A 24,419-nucleotide genomic window follows, 5' to 3' on the forward strand; every position below is an offset into this window, starting at 1 on the left:
TCCATCCAGTGATAATGATACCATTATTCACTCTTCAAGCAAAGCTGTTTTATGAATTCTCCATTATGAGATGAGCTATTTGCTTTTATTTTCCTGCACTAAAGGATTTCTTACTTCCATTATACTCCCATTTTCCAAAAACATACGGGGAACCCGGGAACTTATTGTACAAGACACCTCATAGTTAATGGTTTCGAGCCTGCCTGCAATTTCATCCATGGAAATATATTCATCTCCCTGCCGGCCTATTAATGTGGCTTTTGTGCCCGGCGGATATTCCTGATCCAGCTCCACCATAAATTGGTCCATGCAGATCCGGCCGGCGATCTTCAGCCGTTTTCCCTTTACAAGGATTTCGGTTCCTTCCAACTTTCGAAGCCAGCCATCCGCATAGCCGACAGGCACCGTCCCGATCCATGTATCTTTTTCCGCTGTGTATTCCGCTCCGTAGCTGACGCTCTCGCCTTTTCTGATCAGTTTGACATGCGACAGCGTTGAATGCAGAGTGAAAGCGGGGCGCAGCTCAAACGGTATTTCGTCCGTCATGTCGGCTGACGGACGGAGGCCGTACATGCCGATGCCGAATCTGACCGCGTTGAAAAAGCCTTTTTTCAGCCTGAGGCCGGCGGCGCTGTTCGCACAGTGCACCATCAGTTTCTTAAGCGGCAGCGGAGCAATCAGTTCTTTAAAGCGCTCAAACTGCTTTAAAAAATAGCCTCTTTCTTTTTCATCCGCTGTCGCAAAATGGGTAAATACCCCTTTGCATTTTAAACGAGGGTTACGGTCAAGAATCGCCATGACGTGATGAACTTCTTCTTCTGTTTTTACGCCAAGCCTGTTCATCCCCGTATCGACCTTTAAATGAAAATGAAGAGAACCTTTTTTCATATGGCGGGCGGCTTCCTGAAGCCATTCAACAGAATAAGCTGTTATTGTCACATCATATTCTGCCGCGATTGATACATACTCAGGGGGAACCGCGCCGAGCACCAAAATCGGCGCTTTCAGGCCCTTGTTGCGCAGTGAAATCGCTTCATCGAGAATAGCCACTGCCAAGCATGAAGCACCTGCGCCAAGCGCCGCTTTCGCTGTTTCTGCATCGCCATGCCCGTAGGCGTTCGCTTTCACAACTGCCATTAGGTGGACATGTTCGCCGATATGTTCTTTCATATTGCTGACATTTTCCTTTATCGCGGACAAGTCGATTTCCGCCCACGTATTTCTGTAAAAAGGTTTTGTGCTCATTATGACACTTCCTAGCTTTTATTCAATATCATTTACATATCATACTAAAATTAAAGGCCAAAGGGAAACGATGCAAGACGAAAAAAAGGCCAAATCATGTTTGGCCTTTGGCGGTTATTTAGATGATTGTCCCTGCATGCTTTTCGCGACTGTCACCATTTCCTCTTTCGTAAGATCTTTAGATGAGAGAAGGTAATCTACGCCATCATACGTCCATGATAATGATGCATCCGACAAGGCGCCGATGGTGTAGCCGAGATTCACCGGTTCGCCGTTCAGCCTAACTGAGGAGGAAGCCTTGGCAATTTGGGCTTTTTCCTGAATTAAGGTAAATGATTTTTCTCCTCCGTAGGTCATGATGATCCGCTTCCCGTCTTCAGTAGAGATATCTTTTTCTTCTAGCAGCTTTACGCCAAGCGGCAGTTCAAGCGGCGTTTTGACCGCGAATGTATCGGATGGCTTCGCGCTTGTGGCAACGTCCATTTGGGAAAGGGTCATATTTTTCTTCTCGTCAAAGGATTCTTTGTCGAAATGTTTATTGAATTCGAAGCTGCTGAATTCTACTTTCACCATAACTTTTCGGTCAGTATCCATGACTTTGACAGATGACGGGCTCATATCTTTTTTGTTAAACGTGATTTCTTGCGTTGGCAGCATTTTGTTATGCTGATAGTTCGTTTTTGTTTCAAATACGTAGTTCTTTTCTTTCGCAGTGAAAACCGCATCTGAATCGTTTTGAACATCCTTTACGAGCGATTCAAACAGATAGACCTGGCTGCTGTTGTTCGGCCAGTCGCTTTGAAATCTGAAGCTCTTATTTAAAGACGGCGTGAGAACAAATACTCCGTTTTCGTTTCGTAAAATGACTTGGTTTTGGTCCTTTTTCGGATTTTCCAGATAAACCCTGTACAGAGACGGCTTTTTGTGCCAGATTTCCACATTGTATACTTGAGGCTCACTCCCTGTCTCGATGGTCATTTTCGCTTTTGCTTTGTACGAGGTATATTCTTTCGCCTTTTCATCTAACCCGGTCACAATATCTTGCTGTGTTTTTTGCCCGCAGGCAGAAAGAATAAGGACAGCAAGCAGTCCCGTTAAAAGCAAAACAAAGCTTTTTCTCACCTTTTTCAACCCCTTTTTCTCAATTGATGTAAAAGGAAGAAATCGCTTGTTTGACTTTAACGGTACGCTCGGTACACGTTAGGCAGAACGGATGCGTACCATAAAAGCCTCAAACAACTTGTCTCCCTTAATGCACTATCAAATATATGAGTGGGGCGCCCCTAATATGCAGACTAGCTTGACAACCTTTCAATCACCACCTGCGCGGCCGCGTATTCCTTTGTATGGGTGATTGATACGTGAACGGCGGCTTGGCTTAGTTTTGCGCAAATGATATAAGGCTTGCCATTTTGGTCTTTCTTAATTTCAATATCCTGAAAGCTAAGCTGTTTTCCTATACCGGTGCCAAACGCTTTCGAGAAAGCTTCTTTTGCCGCAAATCTGCCCGCGAGAAACTCGATTTTTCTTTTCTCTGAAAGCTCATCATATTGATCAAGCTCGTTTCGCGTCAAAATCCGCTCAGCAAATCGTTTCTGGCGGCCGGCCATAGAAGCGATCCGTTTAAGCTCGGTGATATCTAGTCCTATGCCGTATATCATGGGTGATAACCTCCTTTGCGTATGTACTATTTGAATGGTTTGTCTCATAAACGTGTTACTATAGAAATACCAAAATGAAGAAAAGGGGCTCGGAATGTTTATACGGACCGAAAATTTTCAAACGTTTATCAGGCTTTATCCCGTTGTCACCTTTATATTGGCTTTGCAAGCTGTTCTCTGGCTATTTTTTTCACTTCCTGTCCATTCAGTCGTGTTATGGAGAGATACCGTCACAGGCTATAATCTAGGCGTTGCAAACGGTGAATGGTGGCGGCTGATCACACCGGTTTTGCTGCACGCCGGTTTTACCCATCTGCTGTTTAATTCCATGTCGATCTTTTTATTTGCCCCGGCTTTGGAGCGTATGCTGGGAAAAGCGCGTTTCCTCCTTGTGTACGCCGGCTCCGGCATCATCGGTAATATCGGCACATATGTGACAGAGCCGCTTGATTACGTGCATGTCGGGGCTTCAGGCGCGATTTTCGGACTGTTCGGCGTGTATCTGTTTATGGTTCTTTTTCACAAAGAACTGATCGGGCAGGAGCATTCCAAAATGATTGTCACACTGCTCGCATTTGCCGTTCTGATGTCGTTTATCAACTCCAATATTAACATGATGGCCCATCTGTTTGGGCTTTGCGGCGGGTTTCTTCTCTCCTTTTTATGTGTGCAAAAAAAAGAGCGGCGGTATTAACCGTCCGCTTTTTCATATGAGTACCAGTTCAAAATGAAGTCCGCATCCTCTTCACCTACATCCCTCACCGTTAATTCTTCCATATGGCTTGATGATTTTACCGCGGTAGAAATGGTATACAGACGGCCTTTCTTTTGAAAATAGGATTGGCTGAATTTGCAAATCTGCATTCTTCTTTTCAGCACAATCGCGGTTGTTCTGCCGATAAACCTTGACGTCAGCTGAAGACGCTCCCCGTTGATCGTCCATGCTGCATCCTTAAATGCGAGGTAGCCGAAGAACAATTCAATCGGCAGCAGCATGATCGACAGGTAGCCCCATGGCTGAAAGAAGATACATAATGGGATGATCAAAAAAAGTGAAAAAATGACGGAGCGGAATAAATATCGTTTCAGCGCGCGCCGCGGCAGACGGCGGACGTTTTCTTCCAGCGTGTATTCCGGCGTAAAGGCCTGAAGCATGTGCGGGAGCTTCTTTTTATGAATCATCGGAAAAAGAATCGTCAAAGCGCCTTCTTCTTTTTCCCGGTCGCCGCCGCCCGCGCTGACAATGGACACCGTCACATAGCCGAATAACTGGCGGATGATATTTTCTTTGATTTTAATGGCTTGTATTTTTCGGAGCGGAATCGTGACTTGATGTTTTTCGATAATCCCTCTTGAAATGACCAATTCCTGCTCTTTTTTTATAATTTGAAAGTTCGCGTATTTAAACATCATACCGGCGATGCTGAACATCCAGACGATAAATAAACCGATAAAAATGAGTACCGCATAAATACCGATGCTGGCGTGCTGAAGGAAGGAGAATTTATCGAAAAACCAATCCATCGGCAACACTTCATCAAGCTGAGAAATAAGTGCAAATACAGCGGAGATAATCACTCCGATTCCGCCGGAGGTAGAGGCGGCCATGAGCAACTCTTTCATGTTCATGCGATAGCGCTCTTGCGGCTCAACTTCCGGAGTCTGCTCCTGTTCTGCTTCCAGCAGATCTTCATCGTGTTCGCTTTCGTGACTTTTTGCTTTTTTCTTAAAGACTGATTCTTTGATGCGTTCGGCTTCTTCAACAGAAATAGCCGACAGAACAGCTTCCGCCTCCTTGCCTCCGCCTGCCGTTTCAATTTGCAGCTTCACAAGCTTAAAGATTTGCTGGATCACACCCGCGCTCGTATTCATCGTTTGAATCCGATCGATCGATATGTATCGCTTTTTCGTGACAAACAAGCCTTCTTCAATTCTGAATTCGTCATCTTCGATTCGATAGGTAAACCTTCTCCATTTGATGATACTTGCGGCCACAAGCCAGATAAACAGCACACCAAGCGCAATAGCTCCATAAAAACGGACCGTATGGTTTGAATTAACGATATACACAAAAAAGAATGGCAGAATGATATTTTTAATCGTTTGAATAATGGTATGGCATAAATTCAAAATGACTGCCGCCGGGTGCAGGCGTTTCGGTTCAGACATCATCTTCAGTCACCCTTGCCAGACGGGAAATAGAGTCTCTCAGTCGATCCGCTTCCTCCATCTCTAAAGCGGGGATCGAATGAACGGTCGCGGCCGTGGAAATTTTTACAGTTGCCAGGTTGTACTTTTTCAATAACGGCCCTTGTGACGTATCGACGTGCTGAACCCTGACCATCGGGACAATCACACGTGTCACCACAAAAATACCTGACTGAATATCGATTTCATGTTCATGGACTTCATAGCGCCACACTTTATGACGGATCTTTGGAATGATAAAGACCGTCACAATTGAACCCAGCAGCCAAATCCCGCCGAGCACGCCGCTGATCGAGTACGGCCAATGAAAATAATAGCTTAACACTGCAACTGCTATGACGATAAGCAAGCAGACAGCGGATATGATGATCTCTTGAAGTCGCCAAACCTTTAATCCGTCTGGACTGATTTGGTTTTTAGGCTGCTCTCTCAAAATACCTACCTCCCGTTTTTTCATCTTTACTTATACGTCTCTTATACAGAAAGGTTTCATTCTTAAGCATACAGAGAAAAACAGCTTCCGTCAGCTGAAAGTTTGCTGAATACCAAGTCGTAAACATAAAAAAACCCAAAACGACATGTTTTGGGCTTCTAATCGATAGAATTAGTAAGATTTTTTCTGGCGTCTGTCACCTGAAGAACGGCGATCGTTTGAACGCTTTTTGTCGTAGGAAGAACGGTTGTTGTTTTTCCCTTTTCCGCCGCGATAGCCGCCGCCTTGTCCATCTCTGCGTTTAGAAGAGCGCTGGTTCTTGTGGCGTTTGCCGACCATCGGCGCTTCGTCTGTTAAGCGAATCGGTGTGTTGTCCGGCTCTTTTGTAGACATCTTGATAGCCGCCGCAACCACTGTCACTGCATCATGATCTTCAAGCAGCTCAGCTGCCGCTGTCATGTAGAAGTTCAGGTTGTTTTCACTGATTGCCGTGCGAAGGCGTTCAACCGTAACCTGTTGCTGGCCTTCTAACGCTTCATCAAGTGTAGGCTCCTTCATGCGGTCCATTTTGCGTTTTGTTGTTTGTTCAATTGCGCGAAGCATGCTTTTCTCACGCGGTGTAATGAACGTCATCGCCATACCTGTTTTTCCTGCACGGCCTGTTCTTCCGATACGGTGAACATAGCTTTCAGGATCTTGAGGCACGTCGAAGTTGTACACGTGTGTAACACCAGAGATATCAAGTCCGCGAGCCGCAACATCAGTTGCAACAAGAACTTCGATTGCGCCTTCTTTAAATTTGCGAAGCGCAACCATACGTTTCGCCTGCGTTAAGTCACCGTGAATTCCTTCAGCCGCATATCCGCGAAGGTTCAGAGCTTCAGCCAGCTCATCAACACGGCGTTTTGTACGTCCGAAGACGATCGCAAGCTCAGGAGACTGAATGTCAAGAAGACGAGTCAATGTATCGAATTTTTTACGCTCCTGCACTTCTAAATAGAACTGCTGAATGTTAGAAACCGTCATTTCTTTCGCTTTTACTTTCACGTGTTCCGGCTCAGTCATGAAGCGCTCCGCAATACGTTTGATCGGCGCTGGCATTGTAGCAGAAAACAGAAGTGTCTGATGCTCGCTCGGCACGTTTGAAAGAATAGATTCAATGTCGTCAATGAATCCCATGTTCAGCATTTCATCCGCTTCATCCATTACAACAGTGTTTACATTGTTTAAACGAATTGTGCGGCGGTTAATGTGATCAAGAAGACGTCCAGGTGTTCCCACAATGATATGCGGGTTTTTCTTTAAAGCCCGAATTTGTCGTCCAATATCCTGTCCGCCGTAAATAGGAAGAACCTTCGCACGCTTATCTTGTCCGATTTTATATAATTCTTCAGATACTTGAATGGCTAATTCACGGGTTGGCGCGATTACGATTGCTTGAATATCAGGAGACTCGGGGTTAATTTTTTCAACAAGGGGTATACCAAACGCAGCTGTTTTACCTGTACCTGTTTGCGCTTGTCCAATGACGTCTTTATTTGAAAGTCCGAGCGGTATCGTTTGTGCCTGAATCGGCGTTGCTTCTTCAAATCCCAGACGGTTAATTGCTTTCATGAGATCAGAACTTAAATTAAAATCTTGAAACGTTATAGTCAAATTATTCAAACTCCTTCTAATTGCTGTGTCAGTAATGTCGTGATTTACCACTAAAAACTGCCCTTTCCACAAAAAGGACAGGTCCATACGTATACAAAGCCCGAATTACTTCTAAGTTTTATCTTACCATTACACTATTTGTTTTTCAATAAAATGAGAAGCAGATTGGCTTCTCGAATATGCCGGCTGCTGTTTCATCCGCTCCCAAATGTCCGGCGGGAGAACTTCGGGCAGGCGAATGAAAATCCGGACAAATATTTTTCGTATCGCAAAATAACCTGTATTTATTGTATCATAGCCGCAGCCAGCCAGACATACATTATTTCAGGCCGGCATACATTAGTGTTTGCACATCATTCTATTTTATGATGCAATATGCGTTTTTTTCGCAGGATTTTTTTTTATGAAAGCGGGCTGTCTATTAAATCTTTAACGATTTCTTCAAGCTTCATACCTCTGGACGCTTTGAATAAAATCAAATCTCCTTTTGACGCGTTTTCCTTCACGGCTTGAAAGAGATCTTTTTTCTCGGTGAAGTGGCTGACGCGTTCTTTCTCAAAGTGGTTCAGTGCGCCTTCCGCAATAAAAGCGCCCAGCTTTCCGTACGTAAAGACGCGGTCGATTTTTTCAGGGCTGATGACTGCGCCGCACTCTTTATGGAATGTTTCTTCAAGATCACCGAGTTCAAGCATATCGCCGAGCACAAGCATTTTTTTTCCGTAGCCTTCAAGGCTTTCTGTCAATTGAATGGCGGCCTTCATTGAAGTCGGGCTGGCATTATAAGCGTCATTGATAATCGAAATGCCGCTGTCTGTTTTGATGAGTTCGAGCCTCATGCCAGTTACCTTTAGTCCGCTCAGTCCTTTTGCCGCGTCATCAGCCGTGATGCCGAAATAAGCCCCCACGGCGATCGCAGCCATAGCGTTCATGACATTGTGCTTGCCGAGCACCGGAATAAAAAACGATTTTCCCATCCCTTTGATTGTGAAATGGGTTCCCGCTTCACTCTGGCTGACATCCTGAAGCTGATAATCATTTTGCGCTCCCGATCCGTACGTTTTCGTTTGGCAGCTGTATGCTTTTTGAAGGAGCGGTTCATCCCCGATATAAATCAGCACTCCGTCTTCTTTAAGCCCGTTAATGATTTCAAGCTTCGCCTCTGCAATGCCCTCTCTTGAGCCAAGGTCTTGCATGTGGGATTCGCCTATATTTGTAATCACAGCCGCATCCGGTTTTGCCAGGCGGCTCAGGAGGTCAATTTCTCCTTTGGCGCTCATTCCCATCTCCAATACGGCGATCTCCGTATCTTCAGGCATGGCTAAAACCGTCAGCGGCAAGCCGATGTGATTATTAAAGTTCCCTCCTGTTTTGTGGACACGGTACTGGGTTCCCAAGACGGCGTGAATCATATCTTTTGTTGTCGTTTTGCCATTGCTTCCGGTTACCCCGATGACACGCGTGCCAAGCTCCTGTAAATAAGCTTTTGCAAGTTGCTGAAGAGCGGAAAGGGTGTCGTCAACTAAGATGACGGCCTGTTTCTCGGGCGGATTTGGTTCTGACCGATCCCAAAGAACGGCCGCTACACCGGCGTCAAAAGCCTGCTGCACAAATGTGTGTCCGTTAAAATGTTCCCCTTTCAGCGGGATGAAAAGCTGATCTTGTTCCAGTTTCCTTGTATCAGTTGCCACTCCATGAATGACTGTTTGTTCGTATTGCGGATTTGTCAATGTGCCTTTGACCATCTCTGCAATATTTTTTATGGTTCGCTTAATCAAGTGCGGTCCCTCTCTTTCTTTTTGTATACGGGAAAAGACACTGCCCTCTTACCGGCAGTGTCCATCTTCATTAGAATGTATGCTTAATCAATTGTTTCTCAGCGTGGCGTTCTTTTGCAAGCTCCACAAGCTGTTCAATAAGGTCAGCGTATTCCACTCCCGCCTCTTTCCAGAGCAGCGGGAACATGCTGAAAGGAGTAAAGCCAGGCATTGTGTTAACTTCATTGATCAGAACTTCGCCGTCTGCGGTCAAGAAAAAGTCCGCTCTGACAAGTCCTGAACCATCGATCGCTTTAAACGCCTTAATTGCCATATCACTGATTTTTGCGTATTCCTCATCGGTCACGTTTGCCGGAATCACCAGATCAGTATCTCCATCCTCATATTTCGCTTTGTAATCGTAGAAATCTGTCTTCGGTGCGATTTCTCCCACAACAGAGCATTTAGGATCATCATTTCCAAGTACGCCGATTTCGATTTCTCGGCCATTAATTCCTTCTTCAACGACAACTTTGCGGTCATATTGGAATGCAAGCTCGAACGCTTTTTGCAATTCTTCACGGTTTCGGCATTTGCTGATTCCGACACTTGAGCCAAGGTTCGCCGGTTTTACGAAGCAAGGATAGCCTAACTCCTGTTCGACCTGCTCACAGCTTTCTTCCGGAGAACGAGTCCAGTCTTTCTTAAGGAAAGCTGCGTATTTAGCCTGAGCTAGGGCGGCTTGCGCGAATAGATGTTTCATCACGACTTTATCCATGCCTGCTGAGGAAGCAAGCACGCCGTTGCCGACATATGGAATATTTAACAGTTCGAGCATTCCTTGAATCGTACCGTCTTCTCCGTTCGGTCCGTGGAGGAGCGGGAATACGACGTCGATGGCTTCATTTTGCTCTGACGCTTCCTGCGGAAACATCTCCTGATTCAGGGCAGCTGGAGAAAAAGCACTGCCTCCTTGCTCAAATTGAAGCATTTTCACATTTGAAACAGGCTCGGTTAAACGGGCGCCTCTTACCCATTCGCCTTTTTCAGTTATATAAATCGGATGTATATCAAACTTCTCAGTATTAAGCGCTTTGATTACAGCCAGAGCCGTCTGCAGTGAAACATTATGTTCAGCCGACTTTCCTCCGTACACTAATCCTAGACTTGTTTTCAATGGATACTCCCCCCACTACAATTCATCTTTACTATCTTATCACTTTCACGAGAAAATGATCTAATTATTTTTGGGCATGCTGATGCTGAAAGCATTTGTATGTAATTCATTTTTATTTTATATTAAAATGGCATTGAAAAGGAGATGTGACATATGAAAAAAATCACAACAAACGAACAATTTAATGAACTGATTCAATCTGATAAAGAAATTATTGTGAAGTTTTATGCAGATTGGTGCCCAGACTGCACACGCATGAATATGTTCATCGGCGATATTTTGGAAGAATACAATCAAAACGATTGGTATGAGCTGAATAAGGACGAGCTTCCTGAACCGGCTGAAAAATACCAAGTAATGGGCATTCCCAGCTTACTTATCTTCAAAAACGGTGAAAAAACAGCTCACCTTCACAGCGCCAATGCCAAAACGCCTGAAGAAGTGACTGAATTTTTATCTGAACATATAAGCTAATTCGTTAAACAGCCTTATTTTATGTCGTCGGGCTCTACATGAACATGAACATGAGTGACATCGTGTTCATGTTTTATTTTGTCTTCTACTTCATCCGCCACTCCATGGCCTTCCTCTACTGTAAGCTTCGGATCAACCGTAATGACCATCTCAATATGAACTGTGCTGCCTAAATACCTCGCTTTCACATCTTTTAGACGATGTACATTCTCAATTCTGCCCACAGTCTGTTTGTAAGGCTCAAGATCTTTCAAATGAAAACCGTCTGTTAATGAATGTGAAGCGTCTTTAAAGATATCCCAAGCCGTCTTGCAGATGATGATACCGATGACAAAAGCCGTTACCGGATCGATCCACGGCAGCTGCAGCTGGGATGACATCACACCGATAAACGCACCCGCACTTACAAAGGCATCTGACCTGCTGTCCTTTGCTGCTGCCATCAAGGCAGAGCTTTTAATGGATGCCGCCAGCCTTTTGTTATATAAATAGATGCTATACATAAACACAGCACTGCCTAACGCCGTCCATGCCGCAATAAGACTTGGCGTTTCGGTTGTTCCGCCCGCAATCGCTCTCCCCCCGCCGATTAACACTTCAATGCCGACAACCATCATAATAAAAGACGCAACTAGGGACGAAATCGTTTCAGCCCGATAATGGCCATATGGATGATCGTTGTCAGCCGGCCTTTGAGAAATACGCAATCCAATGAGTACCGCTACTGACGCTACAATATCTGTTGCGTTATTTAATCCATCTGCTCTCAGCGCTTCGGAATGGTAGAGAATCCCAACGACAAGCTTCAGAACAGCAAGGATGACGTATGCGAAAATATTGAGGAGCGCCCCTTTTTCTCCCTTTTTCAGATTTTTTGTCCGCTCCATTGAATACCAGCCTCCATTCTGTTACATAGTATGGTTCCAAAACATGAAAAATAGCAGCAGTATTCAATGGAGAGGGACATTTCGACAGCAAATTATTGCCCGGGAAACTTTTTGTCGATCTGTTGAATATTTGCAGATTTATGCAAGAATAGGACTGTTTTCACCTTTACAGGCTAATGGGGACAATGTATACTGAGTTCAATTGATAATGATTATCAATATCGTTTGATTGGAGGTTGGTGACACAATGACACCTCAGTCTGGAGAAATCAGAAAAAAACAGCTCATTCATCTGTTAATACAGAATGGTATATACAAAAAGTCCACGCGTCATTTATATGAATTGTCGCTGACAGAGTTAGAAAGTGAATACAAACATGTCAGGAGGGAACCAGAGCATGTCGAAGCGTAAAGTAAAAACCTACCAGCAGCTGATCCAGGAAAACAAAGAGGCGATTATGGGCAACCCAAAGCTGATGAATATCATTTATGACAGAATCGACCGCAAGCATCAAAAAAATCTGCAGGAGCAAAACAATACATAAAAAGAGCCGGGAAGGCTCTTTTTTTTCATCACTCAAACGCTTCTGAGGCCAGCTTTTGGATGACCGCATCATCCATCGGCGGGTTATGGAGGCCTGCGCGCGCATCACGATAATAGCGCTGAAGCGGGTTGGTTCGTTCTAGGCTTTTGGCGCCGACAATTCTCATCGCTTTATCGACAACAGACAGCGCAGCATTTGTGACGATATGTTTCGCCGCACCGAGCTCGCTTCTCAAATGAGGGCGGCGCTCTGGATCGTCATACAATTGGGCAATATGGAAAAGAAAATGTCTGGCAGTAGTCAGTTCAAGCTCCATTTCGCCTGTTCTTTGCTGGACGGCCGGAACATCCTTGATCGGCCCCTTCAAACTGTTTGGAGAATACTCGGCTGCAAATCGCACCGCATAGTCTCGTGCTGCTTGAGCAATGCCAAGATAAATCGCCGGTATGTGAAGAAGCCATCCATTCGGTTTTGCCCCTCGAGGACCTTGAAGCACTTCCACCAGTTTCTCCTCATCAAGCATGACCTCATTCAGTACTAGGTCATGGCTCCCAGTCGCTCGCATCGCCATCATATCCCACGTTTCTTCAATCGACAATCCGGGATCATCTTTATGAATGAGAAACACGCCTGTTGATTGTTTTTCTTCAATCCATGCCGTGACTAAAAAATAATCCAGTGCTTGCGACATCGTCGTAAAGGTTTTTCTTCCGTTCACTGCCCATTTGCCATCTTTTTTAACGGCGATTGTACCGGGACGCCCTCCTCTTGTCGGGCTTCCGGTGTTCGCTTCTGTCGCCGCCCTGTTGATGACAGCCCCGTTTTTAACTTCCTTTGCAATAAACGCAAACACATCTTTATCCCAGCTGTTTCCTTCTCCGAGCTCTCCTATTACGCTCAAATGCCAGCCGATGCTCAATGCTGCAGGTGCGTCTCCCCGTGCCAGCCGTTCTTGAAACAGGAGCATATCGTAAACAGAAATGCCCCCTCCTCCATGAGATGCCGGCAATGTTAAGGCCGTATACCCGGCATCACGCAGTTTTTGTATTTTTTCTGCAGGAAAACGTCCCTGTTCGTCATCTTCAGCGGCCGTTTGCTGAAATTCATCCGCAATCCGTCCGATTCTCTCCATCCATTGCCGCTGTTGATCGTTTTGTATAAATAATGACATCCGGCAGCCCCCCAAGGTTTTAATTCCGATAAGTTTAATATGTATTATAGATTTCCTGCCATCATTCCGCAACTGTTAACCTTTATTTCCGGTATAGAAAAACACGCCGTTCCCTCTAGGGAACAGCGTGTTTAGACAGGATTTGCATCCCGGTCTTGTTTCATGCCGAGATAAATCAGCATATATGTCAGGTAACCCATTGTCATCACCAGGCCGCCGAAGAAAAAGCTCGAGAAAATCGGCTCTTCAAAAGCGGTTACTGCCGCTAGCACAATCCAGCTTGCATACAGATAGATGATAAAATAACGGATGCCCGTCTTCATTTTATATATCATGTACAGCCCCACGAGAGAAAACAATCCAAGCGCGAGTCTGAAATAAACAAGATGTTCAAATTGAAAAGTGAATGACACAAATGAGAATCCAAGCAGCAATACGATCGGTAAAGCGGTAATAAAGTTCCTCAATCGAGACACCTCCGTCAGTACCTTTAGTATAAACCAAAATATCAGCTGATATTGATTTACGTGATTTTTTTCACAAAAGTGTCATTCCTTGCCTTTATACCCGGACATCCCGTTTACAGAAGCACCACCAGCCAACGGCAATGAAAAATATGGCATGTATGATGATAATTCCCACCGAAAACAATGGCGTCATGCCTGAAAACAACACGGTCTGGCCGCTGCTGTATTGGGTAAAGTCAGTGTTCGCAAAAAGTAAAAAGCTGCCCCATTTGTTTTCAAACAGCTTCATGAGCTGGACAAGTGTACTCGCTCCATATAAAACGACAAAAGAAACGACGACAGCTACCGCACTGTTGCGGAACAGCGAAGAACAAAGCAGCCCGAACAATCCCATCATTACGGCTTCAAGCCAGTTTGACCCGATCAGCTCCAAAGTGTTGATCAGCAATGCCTGTGATTCTGAAGTCACGGATGTGCCAAAAAAGATAAGACCGAATAATAATGCCAGAATGTAGTATGCCAAATATAAATAAAAGCTGGCCATCACAATTGTGATTAATTTTGACCCAAAAATCTTTTGGCGTTTAACTGGACGAATGAGCAGAAATTTGATCGTCTTTTTATCAAACTCCATCGAAACAATTGTCGCTGCAATCACGATCGTTAACGCCTGCAGCAGGATGTTCAGGCTCGGTGTATACGAAAAATAGCCGATGAAATTTTCATCTGTCCCGGCGCTGATGACAATCCGTTTAATGATCAAAGCCATGAAAAATTGAAAGACCGCCATCAAGATAAGAGATACCAATGTGACCTTCCGATTAAAAAGTTTCATATGTTCATTCCAAACTAATTTAGACAAGCTCTTCTCCCTCCTCTTGATGGGCAGTTGTCGCTTTTATGAATTCATCTTCCAGTGATTGCGTGTAAGGCATAACGGAAAATACATCCAGGTCTTGTCCGACAAGTGAGCGGTTCAGCTCCGGAATGTTTTCTTTTGCTACCTCAACAACAATCGCCCCGTCTTGCCGCTCAGCTTGATATTGATTGCTTGTCAGCCAATTGAGTGCTTTTTCTTCCGGCTGCACTTCAATGATTGCTTTTTCTGTTGTTTGATCTGTTCCATATAAGCTGACTTCCGCTTTGATCTCGCCTTTTTGAATAATGATGACACGGTCACACAGATCTTCAACCTCGCGCAGTAAATGGGTGGCGAATAGGACTGCTGTCCCTTCCTTTTCCGCGAGCTCTTTAATATGATCGCGAAAATCCTTCATACCCGCGGGATCAAGACCGTTTGTCGGCTCATCTAAAATAAGAAGCTTCGGCCCGTGAAGAATCGCCTGCGCAATGCCAAGTCGCTGGCGCATGCCAAGGGAATAGGTTTTGACCTTATCATGAATCGCTGACGTCAGCCCGACACGTTCCACCACTTCATCAAGCCGTTCATCCGCTATTTTTTTGTGCATATTCGCAAAGTGCTTGAGGTTTTCCCAGCCTGTCAGGTACGGATAGAACTCTGGGTTTTCGACGATCGCCCCCACAGCTTCCATTGCTTGTTCAAACTCTGTATCATGCTGGAATCCGCTGATTGTCACACTTCCGCTGTTTTGTTTTAACAGCCCGACGATGATACGGATGAGTGTTGTTTTCCCTGAACCATTCGGGCCGAGCAGGCCGATGATTTCTCCCTCCATGACGTCCATGCTGATCTGTTTTAAAATCTGTTTAGACCCGATCTTTTTATCGAGGCCTTTAATATGTAAAATCGGCTCAGCCATAAAGCCTTCCTCCTTTTTCGGCAAAAAATAAACAGTGCCCAACAATTAGGCACTGTTTGTATTATAGCATTTGTTGCTTCCAAATGTTTGGTTAAACCGATAGAGTCGACGTTTGCTCAGGCTGTTTGTTCTTCTCTGTTTCTGTCACAATGACAGCGCAGGCCGCGTCTCCTGTTGTATTTACAACTGTACGAAGCATATCAAGCAGGCGGTCAATTCCAAGGATCAATCCGATTCCCTCGACAGGAAGACCGACAGATTGAAGCACCATAGCAAGCATAATCAAACCGACTCCCGGAACACCCGCGGTTCCGACACTTGCTAATACAGCCGTCAGTACGACCATCAGCAGCTGCGTGAGTGTCAGATCATGCCCGAATACCTGCGCAATGAAGACGGTGGCTACCCCTTGCATGATGGCTGTTCCGTCCATATTAATTGTAGCGCCCAGCGGCTGGACAAAGCTGCTGATCGGCTCAGGCACCTTTAGTTTTCTCTGTGCCACATCCATGGAAACCGGCAGAGTCGCATTGCTGCTGGAAGTACTGAACGCGACGACCATAACCTCTGAGAAATCTTTAAAGAACGTAATCGGATTTCTTTTGGCGATAAGCGCTACCGTAGATCCGTAGGTTACGACTGCATGTATCAATAATGCAATGGTTACCACAAGCATGTACAAGCCCATCGCTTTCATTGCACTGAACCCTTGGCTTCCCACGGCTGTCGCAATCAAACCGAATGTGCCATACGGAGCAAACTTCATGACCAGATTCACTAGGTACATCATCAATTCATTTCCTTGCTCAACAACTTTGAGAAGCATATCCGCTTTTTTACCGAGCATTGTAATCCCAAGCCCGACAAAAATGGCAAAAGCGATAATCTGCAGCATATTTCCTTCGGTCATCGCTTGAACAGGATTGGTCGGAATAATGTTTAACAGGGTGTCGGCAATACTTGGCGCTTTTTCAGCAGTGAATTCGGCAGACGATGTATCATATGTTCCAAACTCTCCCGGTTTGATGACAAGAGCTAAAATGATGGCAATGGTAATCGCCACTGCAGTTGTGACGAGAAAATAAGAAATCGCCTTTAAACCGATTCTGCCAAGCTTCTTAGGATCGCCCAGTCCAGCTACTCCCAGTGTCAGTGAGAAAAAGACAATCGGAACGACAAGCATTTTGATAAGGTTTAAAAAGATCGTACCAAGCGGACCAAATACAAACTTATTCAAATTTTCAAATAATTCAGGTGATGTCAGGTTAAGAATAATTCCCGTCACCGCACCCAGCACCAATGCAATGATTATCTTTGTAGCCAGCTTCATCTGCATTCCTCCCTTTTTTAAAAAAAAGCCCGCGAGAGACTCCCGTGGGCTTTGGCTATTACATCAAACCACTGGATTCTCTCTTCACGCTGATGAGGTTAGCTGACGGGTTCGGACGAAGAGATGTCCGTTTTTCTGACGAAAAATTAACCCCAAAAGATCGGGTCCCCCACTCCTTAGTTAAAGGATTAAGCGTGTGGCTTACTATTGTATGATAGTTTATTTATACAGAAAAGAACCAATTTTGTAAACTATTTTTTGTTACTTTTCTCTTGGAATCTTTTAGGTCCTTCTTCCTTATTGGTCACATCAAGGATATCAAGGAGAAACACAAAGATCGGAATCCCGATAATTAAACCCCAAATGCCTAAAAAGTGCTCAGAGAAAATGAGTACTATGAAAGTGAAAAAGATCGGCAGTTCTGTTTTCGCAGACATCAGCTTCGGATTTAAGAAATAGGTTTCGATCGCATGTATGGCGAATATGACAAGCACAATGTAGAGCACATACATTCCGCCGCCTGTGCTGTAAGCGATAATACTGAGCGGAATCAAAGAAATGACAACGCCTGCTACAGGAATTAATCCAAGGAAAAACACCATAATAGAAAGCCCAAACAGCTGCGGGAAATGCATAATCCAAAGCGCGATAAACGTCAGAACACAGTTGACGAGCGCAATGATAAATTGAGCCTCAAGCACTTTGCCGAACGTTCTTGCAAATTTTCTTCCGAAGAAAGCAATTTCCTCATAAAAGACCGCCAGTTTGCTCGTTTTAAATTTCCCCATAAATTCTGAAAGCCGTTTTTTCTCAAATAAGAAAAACATGCTGAGAACGAGCGCCATTACGACCTGCAAGCCAAATGTGCTGATATCGGCCAGATACGTATACACCACATTGAAACCCTCTTTGACATATGAACTGATATTAATATCTCCGAAAACACTGGTGATCTCATCAAAGAAAGGGATGGTGTCCGGGTGATACGCAATATGTTTAATTTGCTTAGCCAGCTGCTGAATCTGCGCCGCGACGATCGGATAAAAAACAAATCCCCCAACTGTAAGCAGCACAGCCAGCAACACGTAAAGAAACGTAATGACAACCCGCTGGCTTACGCGGAAGAATCGACTTGCGAACTGCCGTACGACAAACTCCAAACGATCCATTAGAAAGGTGAAAATGAAGGTAAGCAATATTAAGTTGATCATGCTCTTAAATAGATATAACACACCAGTTAACACGACAAAGACGGAAAAACGCCTTACTCCCGGGTGCTGAAAAAATTTAACTAAAGCGGCCATTTATACACCCCTGTTAGGACAAACGTCCTTAATTCAATATAGTATCCATCTGTAAATTATATAACAAAAAAATGCTGAGGTCTCTGTCATTACCTTAATAATTCTTAAACAATTAAAAAAACGGCCCCATGGATGAGCCGCTCATTTCTTAAACTGCTGTTTTCATTTTTTTCATGTCTTCAACAGCCTCTATGCTTTTTGCTTCATCGAATTCATTTTCGCTTTTTGCAACAATGATCGTGGCGATTCCGTTTCCGATCAGGTTCACAATCGCTCTTCCTTCACTCATGAAACGGTCAACCCCAAGCAGGAGTGCAAGACCCTCCAGCGGAATGACCTGAAGCGCTGACAGTGTTGAGGCAAGGACGATAAACCCGCTTCCCGTCACACCGGCCGCTCCCTTCGATGTCAGCATCAGAACGAGGATAATTGTAATTTGCTGGCCAATGCTGAGGTCTACTCCAAACACCTGTGCCAGAAAAACCGTCGCCATTGATAAATAAATCGATGTGCCGTCAAGGTTAAACGAATAGCCCGTCGGAATGACAAGCCCGACAACGGATTTTGAACAGCCGTAACGCTCCATTTTATCCATCATACGCGGAAGCACCGATTCTGAAGAGCTTGTGCCAAGCACGATCAGAAGCTCATCTTTAATAAAGCGCAGGTAATTCCACAGACTGAATCCGTAAAGCTTGCAGATGATATTTAAAGCTACAAATACGAACAGGAACATCGTAATATAAACAGACATCATTAAACTTGCCAGAGGCTTGATGGAATCGAGACCGAAGTGCCCGATCGTATACGCCATCGCCCCGAATGCCCCGATTGGCGCCGCACGCATGATATAGCCGATGATTTTGAAAAAGACGTGAGAAATCTTGTCGAAGAAATCAATGACGCTTTTCCCTTTTTCACCTAATGCCGCAAGACCGACTCCGAAAAGAATCGAAAAGAATAAGACCTGCAAAATGTCCCCTTTTGCGAAGGCATCAACCATGTTGGACGGAACAATGTGTGTGACAAATTCAATCCAGTCGATTCCCTGACCGCCATTTTGCGTGTATTGTGATACATCACCCTTTTCAAGCTTGCTGTAATCAAGACCCGATCCCGGCTTTATCATATTAACGACGAACAAACCGATAATGAGTGCGAGAGTTGTGACAACCTCGAAATAAATAAACGCTTTCCCCCCTACTTTTCCAACCTTCTTCATATCGCCCATTTTTGCAATCCCGAGAACGATAGTGAAAAAAATGATTGGGGCGATCACCATTTTAACAGCGTTGATAAATGTATCGCCAAGCGGTTTCATTTCTTTGCCGATATCAGGCCAGACCAGCCCGACAATGACCCCGATGATGACCGCAGTTATGACCTGAACTGTTAAATTTTTAAACAGTTTCATATTCTGCATCCCCCTGTCCTATTCGCCTTTGTGTCTTTCTTACTAGAATGATAGCGTTTTCATATAGGGTGGGGAAGTTTATGATCATAACGGACATTTTGGTCTTTTTGGTCTCAGGTTTATCCTTTAAACACGTAGCGGTTGACAGGACGGCCGATTCCGCCGTATTGAACGTCCAGCTTAATGGTTCCTTTTTTTTCTAGATAATCAAGGTATCGCCTGGCTGTCACTCTGGCGATACCGAGCGCCTTGGCGACCTCTTCTGCAGAAAGAGATGCGGTTTGGCGCTTCAAAAAAGCAGTGACTTCATTCATCGTAAAATGATTCAATCCTTTTGGCAGATCCTGTACGGCCTGCTGCGGAATATTCAGGATCGCATCGAGCTGTTCCTGGGACAGCGTATCATTCGCTTCTATTTTTTGTTTATATTGCTTGTACTTTTCAAGTGCCTGTCTCATTCGCTCAAGCTTAAATGGTTTTAAGATATAGTCAGCCGCTCCATTTTGCAGCATAAGGGAGATCGTTTCTTTGTCTTTTGCAGCGGAAACGACAATGATATCCACTTCAAGCTTTTGCTTTCTGATCTCCTGCAACGTTTTGATCCCGTCTTTTTTCGGCATGTACACATCGAGAATGACGAGGTCGGGCTGTTTTTCTTTAATTAGCTTGATGCCTTCTTCTCCGTTTCCCGCTGTTGCACAGACAATAAAGCCGCTGACAGTTGTGATGAAATCCTTGTTTACCTCTTGAACCATCGGATCATCTTCAATGAGCAGAACCTTCCATTCTTTAAGAGCCATGCTGCGCTTCCTCCCCCTTCATTGGAAAAACGATAGAAAAAGCTGTTCCTTGCCCTGCGTGTGAATCCACTTCTATCGTGCCCGATCCTTTGTCTGTAATTTGTTTGACTAGATACAGGCCATAGCCTGTGCCGCCTGTTTTATTCACTGTAAATCCTTTGTCGTAAAGGTGCGGCATATGTGCCGATTCAATCCCGCGGCCGTTATCTTCTATTAAAATTGCCAGGATATCATCCGTTTGTTCGATGCTGATGTCAATCCGTTTGTCATTAGATTGAACCGTTTCAAATGAACCGAAGGCATTTTCAATCAGGTTGCCAAGAAGCACAACGATATCATGCTGATCAACATGCTCAGGAAATTGCTGAAGGCTGCTGTTTTCATCAATATGAACAGCAATGCCCAGCTCCCTTCCTCTTCTGATTTTACTTAATAGAAGGCCAGCCGCAGCGTCATTTTGAATCGAGCGATGAAGAAATTCAGTCACATTTTCCTGCTCAGTTGACGCCCGGAATGCAAGCTGCAAGGCTTTTTCAGATTTCCCCAGCTGGATGAGACCGGCGATCGTATGCAGCTTATTCATATGCTCATGGTTTTGGACGCGGAGCGCCTCTACAAAGTTTTTGACGCCGGTCAACTCCTCCGCCATCTTAGCCGCTTCCGTTCTGTCCTGAAAAATCGCGACGGCGCCGATGACTTTTTTCTTCATGACGATCGGAATTCTGCTGCTCATAATCACCTTTCCGCTGACGCGAATTTCTTCATTATAAACCGCTTTGTTCCGCTCCACGATTTCGGGCAGGCGCGAATCCTTAAGAACCTCCCAGATCACCTTTCCGACCAGATCGCCCTGCACCTCAAAGATCTGTTTCGCTTTTTCATTGAAAATCGTAATGATAAGCCGGTTGTCGATGGCAATCACGCCTTCGTTCATGGAGTGAAACGTCGCTGTCCGTTCTTCATACATTCGGACAATCTCATGAGGCTCAAGCTGAAACATTTGTTTTTTGATATGGCGGGCCAGCAGAAAGGAACCTGCAAGGCCGAAGCCGAGTGTCAGTACAACGATGAATGCGATATCGTGTTTTAACTGAAGCAATATGTCGGTAATCCCCGGTAGTGTTTTCCCGACAAGCACCACGCCGCTCTGGTTCAGCTCGTGATCCTTCACCGGATAAAAAGCGCGGACCGCCGTGCCGATCTCGCCCTTTGCTTCTGAGAAATAAATATGCTCCGCAAACGCCGCCTCTTCGTCTGCACCCTTGGATTTCTTGCCGATACTTGTACTGACAGGATGCGTGTAGCGGATGTGATTCATATCCATGACGACAATATAGTCTGCTTCATTAATCATCCTGATCTCTTCAACCGCATGGCGAACAGCTTCTGTTTGTTTTTTTCGCGCCAAGGCCTCTTTCACTTCTGTCATCTCCGACACTGTCCGGGCCGTATTCATCAAACGTTTTTTCAGCTCCCGCTCCTCTGTATGCTGGATATTGCCGATGAGCACAATGCCGCCGATCAAAAAGGAGAAAATGACGAGTATATAGGATAAGATCGTGATTTTCCAACGGATTGAGAGCTTCTTTTTGTTCATCAGCTTCTCCTTTCAGGTCTTTACGAATGGCATGTCCCCCATTATCCTTAAAACATAGGGGAGGGCTTTTCATGAAGAGTTTGTTTGCATGTCTCGCACTGATGATCGCCGGAATTGCAACCGCTTTATTTATCGGATTCCATGATCGTTCCGGCAGTGAAGAGATCGTTTATGATGACGATCAGGAAGGCTTACAGGATCAAATCGTGTTTACATTCAGCCATGTGGTTGCCGAAAACACGCCGAAAGGGCTGGCCGCCAATAAATTCGCCGAGCTGGTAAACGAGAAATCAGGCGGAAAAATAAAAATTGAAGTGTTTCCGAATGGAAGCCTGTATTCGGACATTGAAGAAATTGAAGCATTGCAAAACGGCGATGTTCAATTTATCGCCCCCTCCACATCGAAGCTCGGCATGCTCTCGCCTGAATGGGGCGTGCTGGATCTGCCGTATGCATTTACAAATTACGAAGCCGTCAAAAAAGGACTGCACGGCAGCATCGGCACACAGCTGTTTGATTCGCTAAAGAAAAACCAATTAAAAGGACTCGCCTATTGGACGAACGGCTTTAAGCAAATCACGACAAATCAAGGGCCGGTCAAAACCCCGGATGATTTAAAAGGACAAGATCTCCGCATTATGCAAAGCGATGTGATAGAAGATCAGTTCAAGCTGCTTGGCGCAAAGCCTCATCAGGAATCCTTCAATTCTACCTTTCAGCTGTTAGAAAACCATACAGTCGATGGCGAAGAAAATACCATTTCAAACATCTATTCTAAAAAATTTTATAATGTTCAGGACCATTTGACAATAAGCAGCCACGGTTATCTCGGCTACGCTGTCATGACGGATGAGCATTTTTGGAACGCGCAAACACCGGAAACACGGCGCATTTTGACAGAAGCGATGAAGGAAACGACAGAGTGGAATGAAATGCATGCCGAACAAATGAACAAGGAGCAGCTGGAAGTCATCAAAATGAGTTCTTCTATTCACATCTACGAGCTGTCAGATAAAGAGAAAAAAGAATGGATGAAGCGCCTTGATCCTGTTTACCGGCAGTACGAGCCTATCTTCGGCCGGAAGCTGATTCAGGAGCTTTTAGAGCTGCGAAAGGATTCGTAATCTCTATCTCGATACGCTGTTTTTCGTTTATCTTTCAATTGATCGGAAATATAAAAAGGGATAAACGAAAAAAGGAGATGGAAACATGTTTAAGCACACGAAAATGCTGCAGCATCCTGCTAAACCAGATCGTCCAGATCCATTATTCGCGAAAAAAATGCAAGAAATTTTAGGCGGGCAATTTGGAGAAATTTCTGTTGCCATGCAGTACTTATTTCAAGGCTGGAATACAAGAGGAAATGAAAAATACAAGGATTTGCTGATGGATACGGCAACTGAGGAACTCGGGCATGTTGAAATGATCGCCACAATGATCGCCAGACTTCTTGAGGATGCCCCGCTCGATCAGCAGGAAAAAGCCGCTGAAGATCCGGTCATCGGCTCCATTCTGGGCGGCATGAACCCTCACCATGCGATTGTATCAGGACTTGGCGCCATGCCGGAAAACAGTACAGGCGTCCCTTGGAGCGGCGGCTATATCGTTGCAAGCGGAAACCTGCTGGCAGACTTCCGCGCCAATCTGAATGCGGAATCACAAGGCCGTCTGCAGGTCGCACGCCTGTTTGAAATGACAGATGACAAAGGCGTTAAAGATATGCTCAGCTTCCTGCTGGCGCGTGACACGATGCACCAAAATCAATGGCTCGCCGCCATTAAAGAATTAGAAGCACAAGAAGGCCCGATTGTGCCGGGAACATTCCCGAAAGCACTCGAAAAGCAAGAGTTCTCGCATCAGCTTATTAATTTCTCTGAAGGCGAAGAAAGCGCCGAGCAAACTTGGCTGAACGAAAAAGCGCCGGACGGAGAAGCCTTTGAATATGTAAAAGAAGCGAAAGCGTTTGGAGAAAAACCGGAATTAAAACCAGCACCGCCTTTTGTTCATGATACGCTTCCTGGACGCGAGTAAAGATACAATCATAAAAAGGATAGATCATCATCAACCGTGATCTATCCTTTTTTGCGCGTTTTCTGCCACTCAAGCATCTCAAGACGATTGCCAAATGGATCTAAAACATAGAATCTGTCCGCTCCCAGAAGTTTATTGTCCGCAACAATTCCAATTCCATTTAATTTCAAATGTTCTTTTAAGCCTTCTATATTCATAACCTCAAAGGCGGGGTGTGCTTTTTTAGCGGGAACAAAAGGTTCTACTATCCCGATATGCAATTGTCTATTCCCAAAAGTGAACCAGACCCCGCCTCGGGCTTTTAACTCATCAGGTTTTTCAATTTCCCGAAAGCCTAATATGCCGACGTAAAATTGTCTTGCAGCAGTTTCACAGCCTTTAGGAGCCGCAAGCTGAATATGATCAATTCCCTTAAAATGAAAAGTCATCTAAATCAATCCCCCTGATTCCCCAATTGAATTCCATTTTCTTCATTCTAATTCAA

At 44.9% G+C, this 24,419-nt stretch carries 25 protein-coding genes and 1 riboswitch; of the genes, 6 read left to right on the forward strand and 19 right to left on the reverse strand.

Going from position 1 to position 24,419, the window contains the following annotated elements; translation table 11 throughout:
* Nucleotides 1-75: 75 nt before the first annotated feature.
* The 3 genes from alr to acpS form a co-directional block, all read right to left on the reverse strand.
* Nucleotides 76-1,245, reverse strand: coding sequence for an alanine racemase (alr, locus tag ACY3LV_RS03180; RefSeq protein WP_333561170.1), 1,170 nt, complete (start codon nucleotides 1,243-1,245; stop codon nucleotides 76-78).
* Between the two features lie 114 nt (nucleotides 1,246-1,359).
* Nucleotides 1,360-2,376, reverse strand: a complete 1,017-nt coding sequence (locus ACY3LV_RS03185) for a LolA family protein (protein WP_202328952.1) — start codon at nucleotides 2,374-2,376, stop codon at nucleotides 1,360-1,362.
* Nucleotides 2,377-2,540: 164 nt separating this feature from the next.
* Entirely contained in the window at nucleotides 2,541-2,906 is a 366-nt protein-coding gene (gene acpS, locus ACY3LV_RS03190) for a holo-ACP synthase (protein WP_087992961.1), read from the reverse strand.
* A gap of 94 nt (nucleotides 2,907-3,000) precedes the next feature.
* Between acpS and ACY3LV_RS03195 the strand changes: the two genes are divergently transcribed.
* Nucleotides 3,001-3,600, forward strand: a complete 600-nt coding sequence (locus ACY3LV_RS03195; RefSeq protein ID WP_087992962.1) for a rhomboid family intramembrane serine protease — start codon at nucleotides 3,001-3,003, stop codon at nucleotides 3,598-3,600.
* Here ACY3LV_RS03195 and ACY3LV_RS03200 read toward each other — a convergent pair.
* The 5 genes from ACY3LV_RS03200 to ACY3LV_RS03220 all read right to left on the reverse strand — a co-directional run bounded on the left by ACY3LV_RS03200 (nucleotide 3,597) and on the right by ACY3LV_RS03220 (nucleotide 10,134).
* Nucleotides 3,597-5,078 carry a PH domain-containing protein gene (locus ACY3LV_RS03200; RefSeq protein WP_148963057.1) on the reverse strand — a complete coding sequence of 494 codons (1,482 nt, stop codon included), beginning with the start codon at nucleotides 5,076-5,078 and terminating at the stop codon, nucleotides 3,597-3,599. The two genes, ACY3LV_RS03195 and ACY3LV_RS03200, sit on opposite strands and share 4 nt — an antisense overlap.
* Complete coding sequence (locus ACY3LV_RS03205) at nucleotides 5,068-5,547, reverse strand: PH domain-containing protein (protein ID WP_087992964.1); 480 nt, start codon at nucleotides 5,545-5,547, stop codon at nucleotides 5,068-5,070. Before ACY3LV_RS03205 ends, ACY3LV_RS03200 begins: the two co-directional genes overlap by 11 nt.
* 171 nt (nucleotides 5,548-5,718) lie before the next feature.
* Nucleotides 5,719-7,203, reverse strand: coding sequence for a degradosome RNA helicase CshA (locus tag ACY3LV_RS03210; RefSeq protein ID WP_148963056.1), 1,485 nt, complete (start codon nucleotides 7,201-7,203; stop codon nucleotides 5,719-5,721).
* Nucleotides 7,204-7,604: 401 nt separating this feature from the next.
* Entirely contained in the window at nucleotides 7,605-8,978 is a 1,374-nt protein-coding gene (locus tag ACY3LV_RS03215) for a UDP-N-acetylmuramoyl-tripeptide--D-alanyl-D-alanine ligase (protein ID WP_333561172.1), read from the reverse strand.
* Between the two features lie 70 nt (nucleotides 8,979-9,048).
* Nucleotides 9,049-10,134, reverse strand: coding sequence for a D-alanine--D-alanine ligase (locus ACY3LV_RS03220; protein ID WP_148963054.1), 1,086 nt, complete (start codon nucleotides 10,132-10,134; stop codon nucleotides 9,049-9,051).
* A gap of 153 nt (nucleotides 10,135-10,287) precedes the next feature.
* Between ACY3LV_RS03220 and ACY3LV_RS03225 the strand changes: the two genes are divergently transcribed.
* A complete protein-coding gene (locus ACY3LV_RS03225) occupies nucleotides 10,288-10,608 on the forward strand; it encodes a thioredoxin family protein (protein ID WP_019713385.1) in 321 nt (106 codons plus the stop codon).
* A 14-nt stretch (nucleotides 10,609-10,622) separates the two neighbouring features.
* Here the strand turns inward: ACY3LV_RS03225 and ACY3LV_RS03230 are convergent, their stop codons facing one another.
* Nucleotides 10,623-11,495 (reverse strand): cation diffusion facilitator family transporter, encoded by an 873-nt coding sequence (locus ACY3LV_RS03230; protein ID WP_333561173.1) that lies wholly within the window; start codon nucleotides 11,493-11,495, stop codon nucleotides 10,623-10,625.
* Between the two features lie 247 nt (nucleotides 11,496-11,742).
* Here ACY3LV_RS03230 and ACY3LV_RS03235 point away from each other — a divergent pair, with 247 nt between their 5' ends.
* Together ACY3LV_RS03235 and fbpB are read left to right on the forward strand one after the other, a co-directional pair.
* Entirely contained in the window at nucleotides 11,743-11,907 is a 165-nt protein-coding gene (locus tag ACY3LV_RS03235) for a Fur-regulated basic protein FbpA (protein ID WP_087992969.1), read from the forward strand.
* Nucleotides 11,861-12,040, forward strand: coding sequence for a Fur-regulated basic protein FbpB (gene fbpB, locus ACY3LV_RS03240; protein ID WP_087992970.1), 180 nt, complete (start codon nucleotides 11,861-11,863; stop codon nucleotides 12,038-12,040). Before ACY3LV_RS03235 ends, fbpB begins: the two co-directional genes overlap by 47 nt.
* 28 nt (nucleotides 12,041-12,068) lie before the next feature.
* Here fbpB and ACY3LV_RS03245 read toward each other — a convergent pair whose 3' ends face one another.
* The 9 genes from ACY3LV_RS03245 to dctS form a co-directional block, all read right to left on the reverse strand.
* Nucleotides 12,069-13,211 (reverse strand): acyl-CoA dehydrogenase family protein, encoded by a 1,143-nt coding sequence (locus ACY3LV_RS03245; RefSeq protein WP_333561174.1) that lies wholly within the window; start codon nucleotides 13,209-13,211, stop codon nucleotides 12,069-12,071.
* Nucleotides 13,212-13,342: 131 nt separating this feature from the next.
* Entirely contained in the window at nucleotides 13,343-13,678 is a 336-nt protein-coding gene (locus tag ACY3LV_RS03250) for a hypothetical protein (protein WP_333519333.1), read from the reverse strand.
* A 94-nt stretch (nucleotides 13,679-13,772) separates the two neighbouring features.
* The gene (locus tag ACY3LV_RS03255) at nucleotides 13,773-14,540 is read right to left on the reverse strand and encodes an ABC transporter permease (protein WP_333561175.1); all 768 of its coding nucleotides are present in this window, start codon (nucleotides 14,538-14,540) and stop codon (nucleotides 13,773-13,775) included.
* A complete protein-coding gene (locus tag ACY3LV_RS03260; RefSeq protein WP_148963048.1) occupies nucleotides 14,533-15,459 on the reverse strand; it encodes an ABC transporter ATP-binding protein in 927 nt (308 codons plus the stop codon). The genes ACY3LV_RS03255 and ACY3LV_RS03260 overlap by 8 nt, the downstream gene beginning before the upstream one ends.
* Before the next feature lie 91 nt (nucleotides 15,460-15,550).
* Nucleotides 15,551-16,789 carry a dicarboxylate/amino acid:cation symporter gene (locus tag ACY3LV_RS03265; protein ID WP_333561176.1) on the reverse strand — a complete coding sequence of 413 codons (1,239 nt, stop codon included), beginning with the start codon at nucleotides 16,787-16,789 and terminating at the stop codon, nucleotides 15,551-15,553.
* Between the two features lie 73 nt (nucleotides 16,790-16,862).
* Nucleotides 16,863-16,994, reverse strand: a riboswitch (cyclic di-AMP (ydaO/yuaA leader).
* Between the two features lie 46 nt (nucleotides 16,995-17,040).
* Nucleotides 17,041-18,093, reverse strand: a complete 1,053-nt coding sequence (locus tag ACY3LV_RS03270; protein WP_333561177.1) for an AI-2E family transporter — start codon at nucleotides 18,091-18,093, stop codon at nucleotides 17,041-17,043.
* A 148-nt stretch (nucleotides 18,094-18,241) separates the two neighbouring features.
* On the reverse strand, nucleotides 18,242-19,507 hold the full coding sequence (dctP, locus tag ACY3LV_RS03275; protein WP_148963046.1) for a C4-dicarboxylate transporter DctP: 1,266 nt from the start codon (nucleotides 19,505-19,507) through the stop codon (nucleotides 18,242-18,244).
* 119 nt (nucleotides 19,508-19,626) lie between these two features.
* On the reverse strand, nucleotides 19,627-20,307 hold the full coding sequence (dctR, locus tag ACY3LV_RS03280; protein WP_148963045.1) for a two-component system response regulator DctR: 681 nt from the start codon (nucleotides 20,305-20,307) through the stop codon (nucleotides 19,627-19,629).
* Nucleotides 20,297-21,904 (reverse strand): two-component system sensor histidine kinase DctS, encoded by a 1,608-nt coding sequence (dctS, locus tag ACY3LV_RS03285; protein ID WP_333519337.1) that lies wholly within the window; start codon nucleotides 21,902-21,904, stop codon nucleotides 20,297-20,299. The genes dctR and dctS overlap by 11 nt, the downstream gene beginning before the upstream one ends.
* A 71-nt stretch (nucleotides 21,905-21,975) precedes the next feature.
* Here dctS and ACY3LV_RS03290 point away from each other — a divergent pair, with 71 nt between their 5' ends.
* Entirely contained in the window at nucleotides 21,976-23,028 is a 1,053-nt protein-coding gene (locus tag ACY3LV_RS03290; protein ID WP_464863389.1) for a TRAP transporter substrate-binding protein, read from the forward strand.
* 85 nt (nucleotides 23,029-23,113) lie between these two features.
* Nucleotides 23,114-23,935 (forward strand): manganese catalase, encoded by an 822-nt coding sequence (locus ACY3LV_RS03295; protein WP_087992980.1) that lies wholly within the window; start codon nucleotides 23,114-23,116, stop codon nucleotides 23,933-23,935.
* A 41-nt stretch (nucleotides 23,936-23,976) separates the two neighbouring features.
* On the opposite strand, the gene ACY3LV_RS03300 is transcribed toward ACY3LV_RS03295, so the two are convergent.
* The gene (locus ACY3LV_RS03300; RefSeq protein ID WP_464863390.1) at nucleotides 23,977-24,363 is read right to left on the reverse strand and encodes a VOC family protein; all 387 of its coding nucleotides are present in this window, start codon (nucleotides 24,361-24,363) and stop codon (nucleotides 23,977-23,979) included.
* Between the last annotated feature and the right edge of the window lie 56 nt (nucleotides 24,364-24,419).

It is taken from the genome of Bacillus sp. 11C, from assembly GCF_055486375.1.

Bases quoted from the DNA above. Each gene is read 5' to 3' on its own strand.
- ACY3LV_RS03245 (WP_333561174.1), bottom strand. From the start codon at position 13,211: ATGTCATTATTTATACAAAACGATCAACAGCGGCAATGGATGGAGAGA.
- ACY3LV_RS03295 (WP_087992980.1), top strand. From the start codon at position 23,114: ATGTTTAAGCACACGAAAATGCTGCAGCATCCTGCTAAACCAGATCGT.
- dctP (WP_148963046.1), bottom strand. From the start codon at position 19,507: ATGAAACTGTTTAAAAATTTAACAGTTCAGGTCATAACTGCGGTCATC.
- acpS (WP_087992961.1), bottom strand. From the start codon at position 2,906: ATGATATACGGCATAGGACTAGATATCACCGAGCTTAAACGGATCGCT.
- ACY3LV_RS03195 (WP_087992962.1), top strand. From the start codon at position 3,001: ATGTTTATACGGACCGAAAATTTTCAAACGTTTATCAGGCTTTATCCC.
- ACY3LV_RS03235 (WP_087992969.1), top strand. From the start codon at position 11,743: ATGACACCTCAGTCTGGAGAAATCAGAAAAAAACAGCTCATTCATCTG.
- ACY3LV_RS03200 (WP_148963057.1), bottom strand. From the start codon at position 5,078: ATGATGTCTGAACCGAAACGCCTGCACCCGGCGGCAGTCATTTTGAAT.
- ACY3LV_RS03230 (WP_333561173.1), bottom strand. From the start codon at position 11,495: ATGGAGCGGACAAAAAATCTGAAAAAGGGAGAAAAAGGGGCGCTCCTC.
- ACY3LV_RS03225 (WP_019713385.1), top strand. From the start codon at position 10,288: ATGAAAAAAATCACAACAAACGAACAATTTAATGAACTGATTCAATCT.
- ACY3LV_RS03260 (WP_148963048.1), bottom strand. From the start codon at position 15,459: ATGGCTGAGCCGATTTTACATATTAAAGGCCTCGATAAAAAGATCGGG.
- ACY3LV_RS03300 (WP_464863390.1), bottom strand. From the start codon at position 24,363: ATGACTTTTCATTTTAAGGGAATTGATCATATTCAGCTTGCGGCTCCT.
- ACY3LV_RS03265 (WP_333561176.1), bottom strand. From the start codon at position 16,789: ATGAAGCTGGCTACAAAGATAATCATTGCATTGGTGCTGGGTGCGGTG.
- ACY3LV_RS03270 (WP_333561177.1), bottom strand. From the start codon at position 18,093: ATGGCCGCTTTAGTTAAATTTTTTCAGCACCCGGGAGTAAGGCGTTTT.
- alr (WP_333561170.1), bottom strand. From the start codon at position 1,245: ATGAGCACAAAACCTTTTTACAGAAATACGTGGGCGGAAATCGACTTG.
- dctR (WP_148963045.1), bottom strand. From the start codon at position 20,307: ATGGCTCTTAAAGAATGGAAGGTTCTGCTCATTGAAGATGATCCGATG.
- ACY3LV_RS03290 (WP_464863389.1), top strand. From the start codon at position 21,976: ATGAAGAGTTTGTTTGCATGTCTCGCACTGATGATCGCCGGAATTGCA.
- dctS (WP_333519337.1), bottom strand. From the start codon at position 21,904: ATGAACAAAAAGAAGCTCTCAATCCGTTGGAAAATCACGATCTTATCC.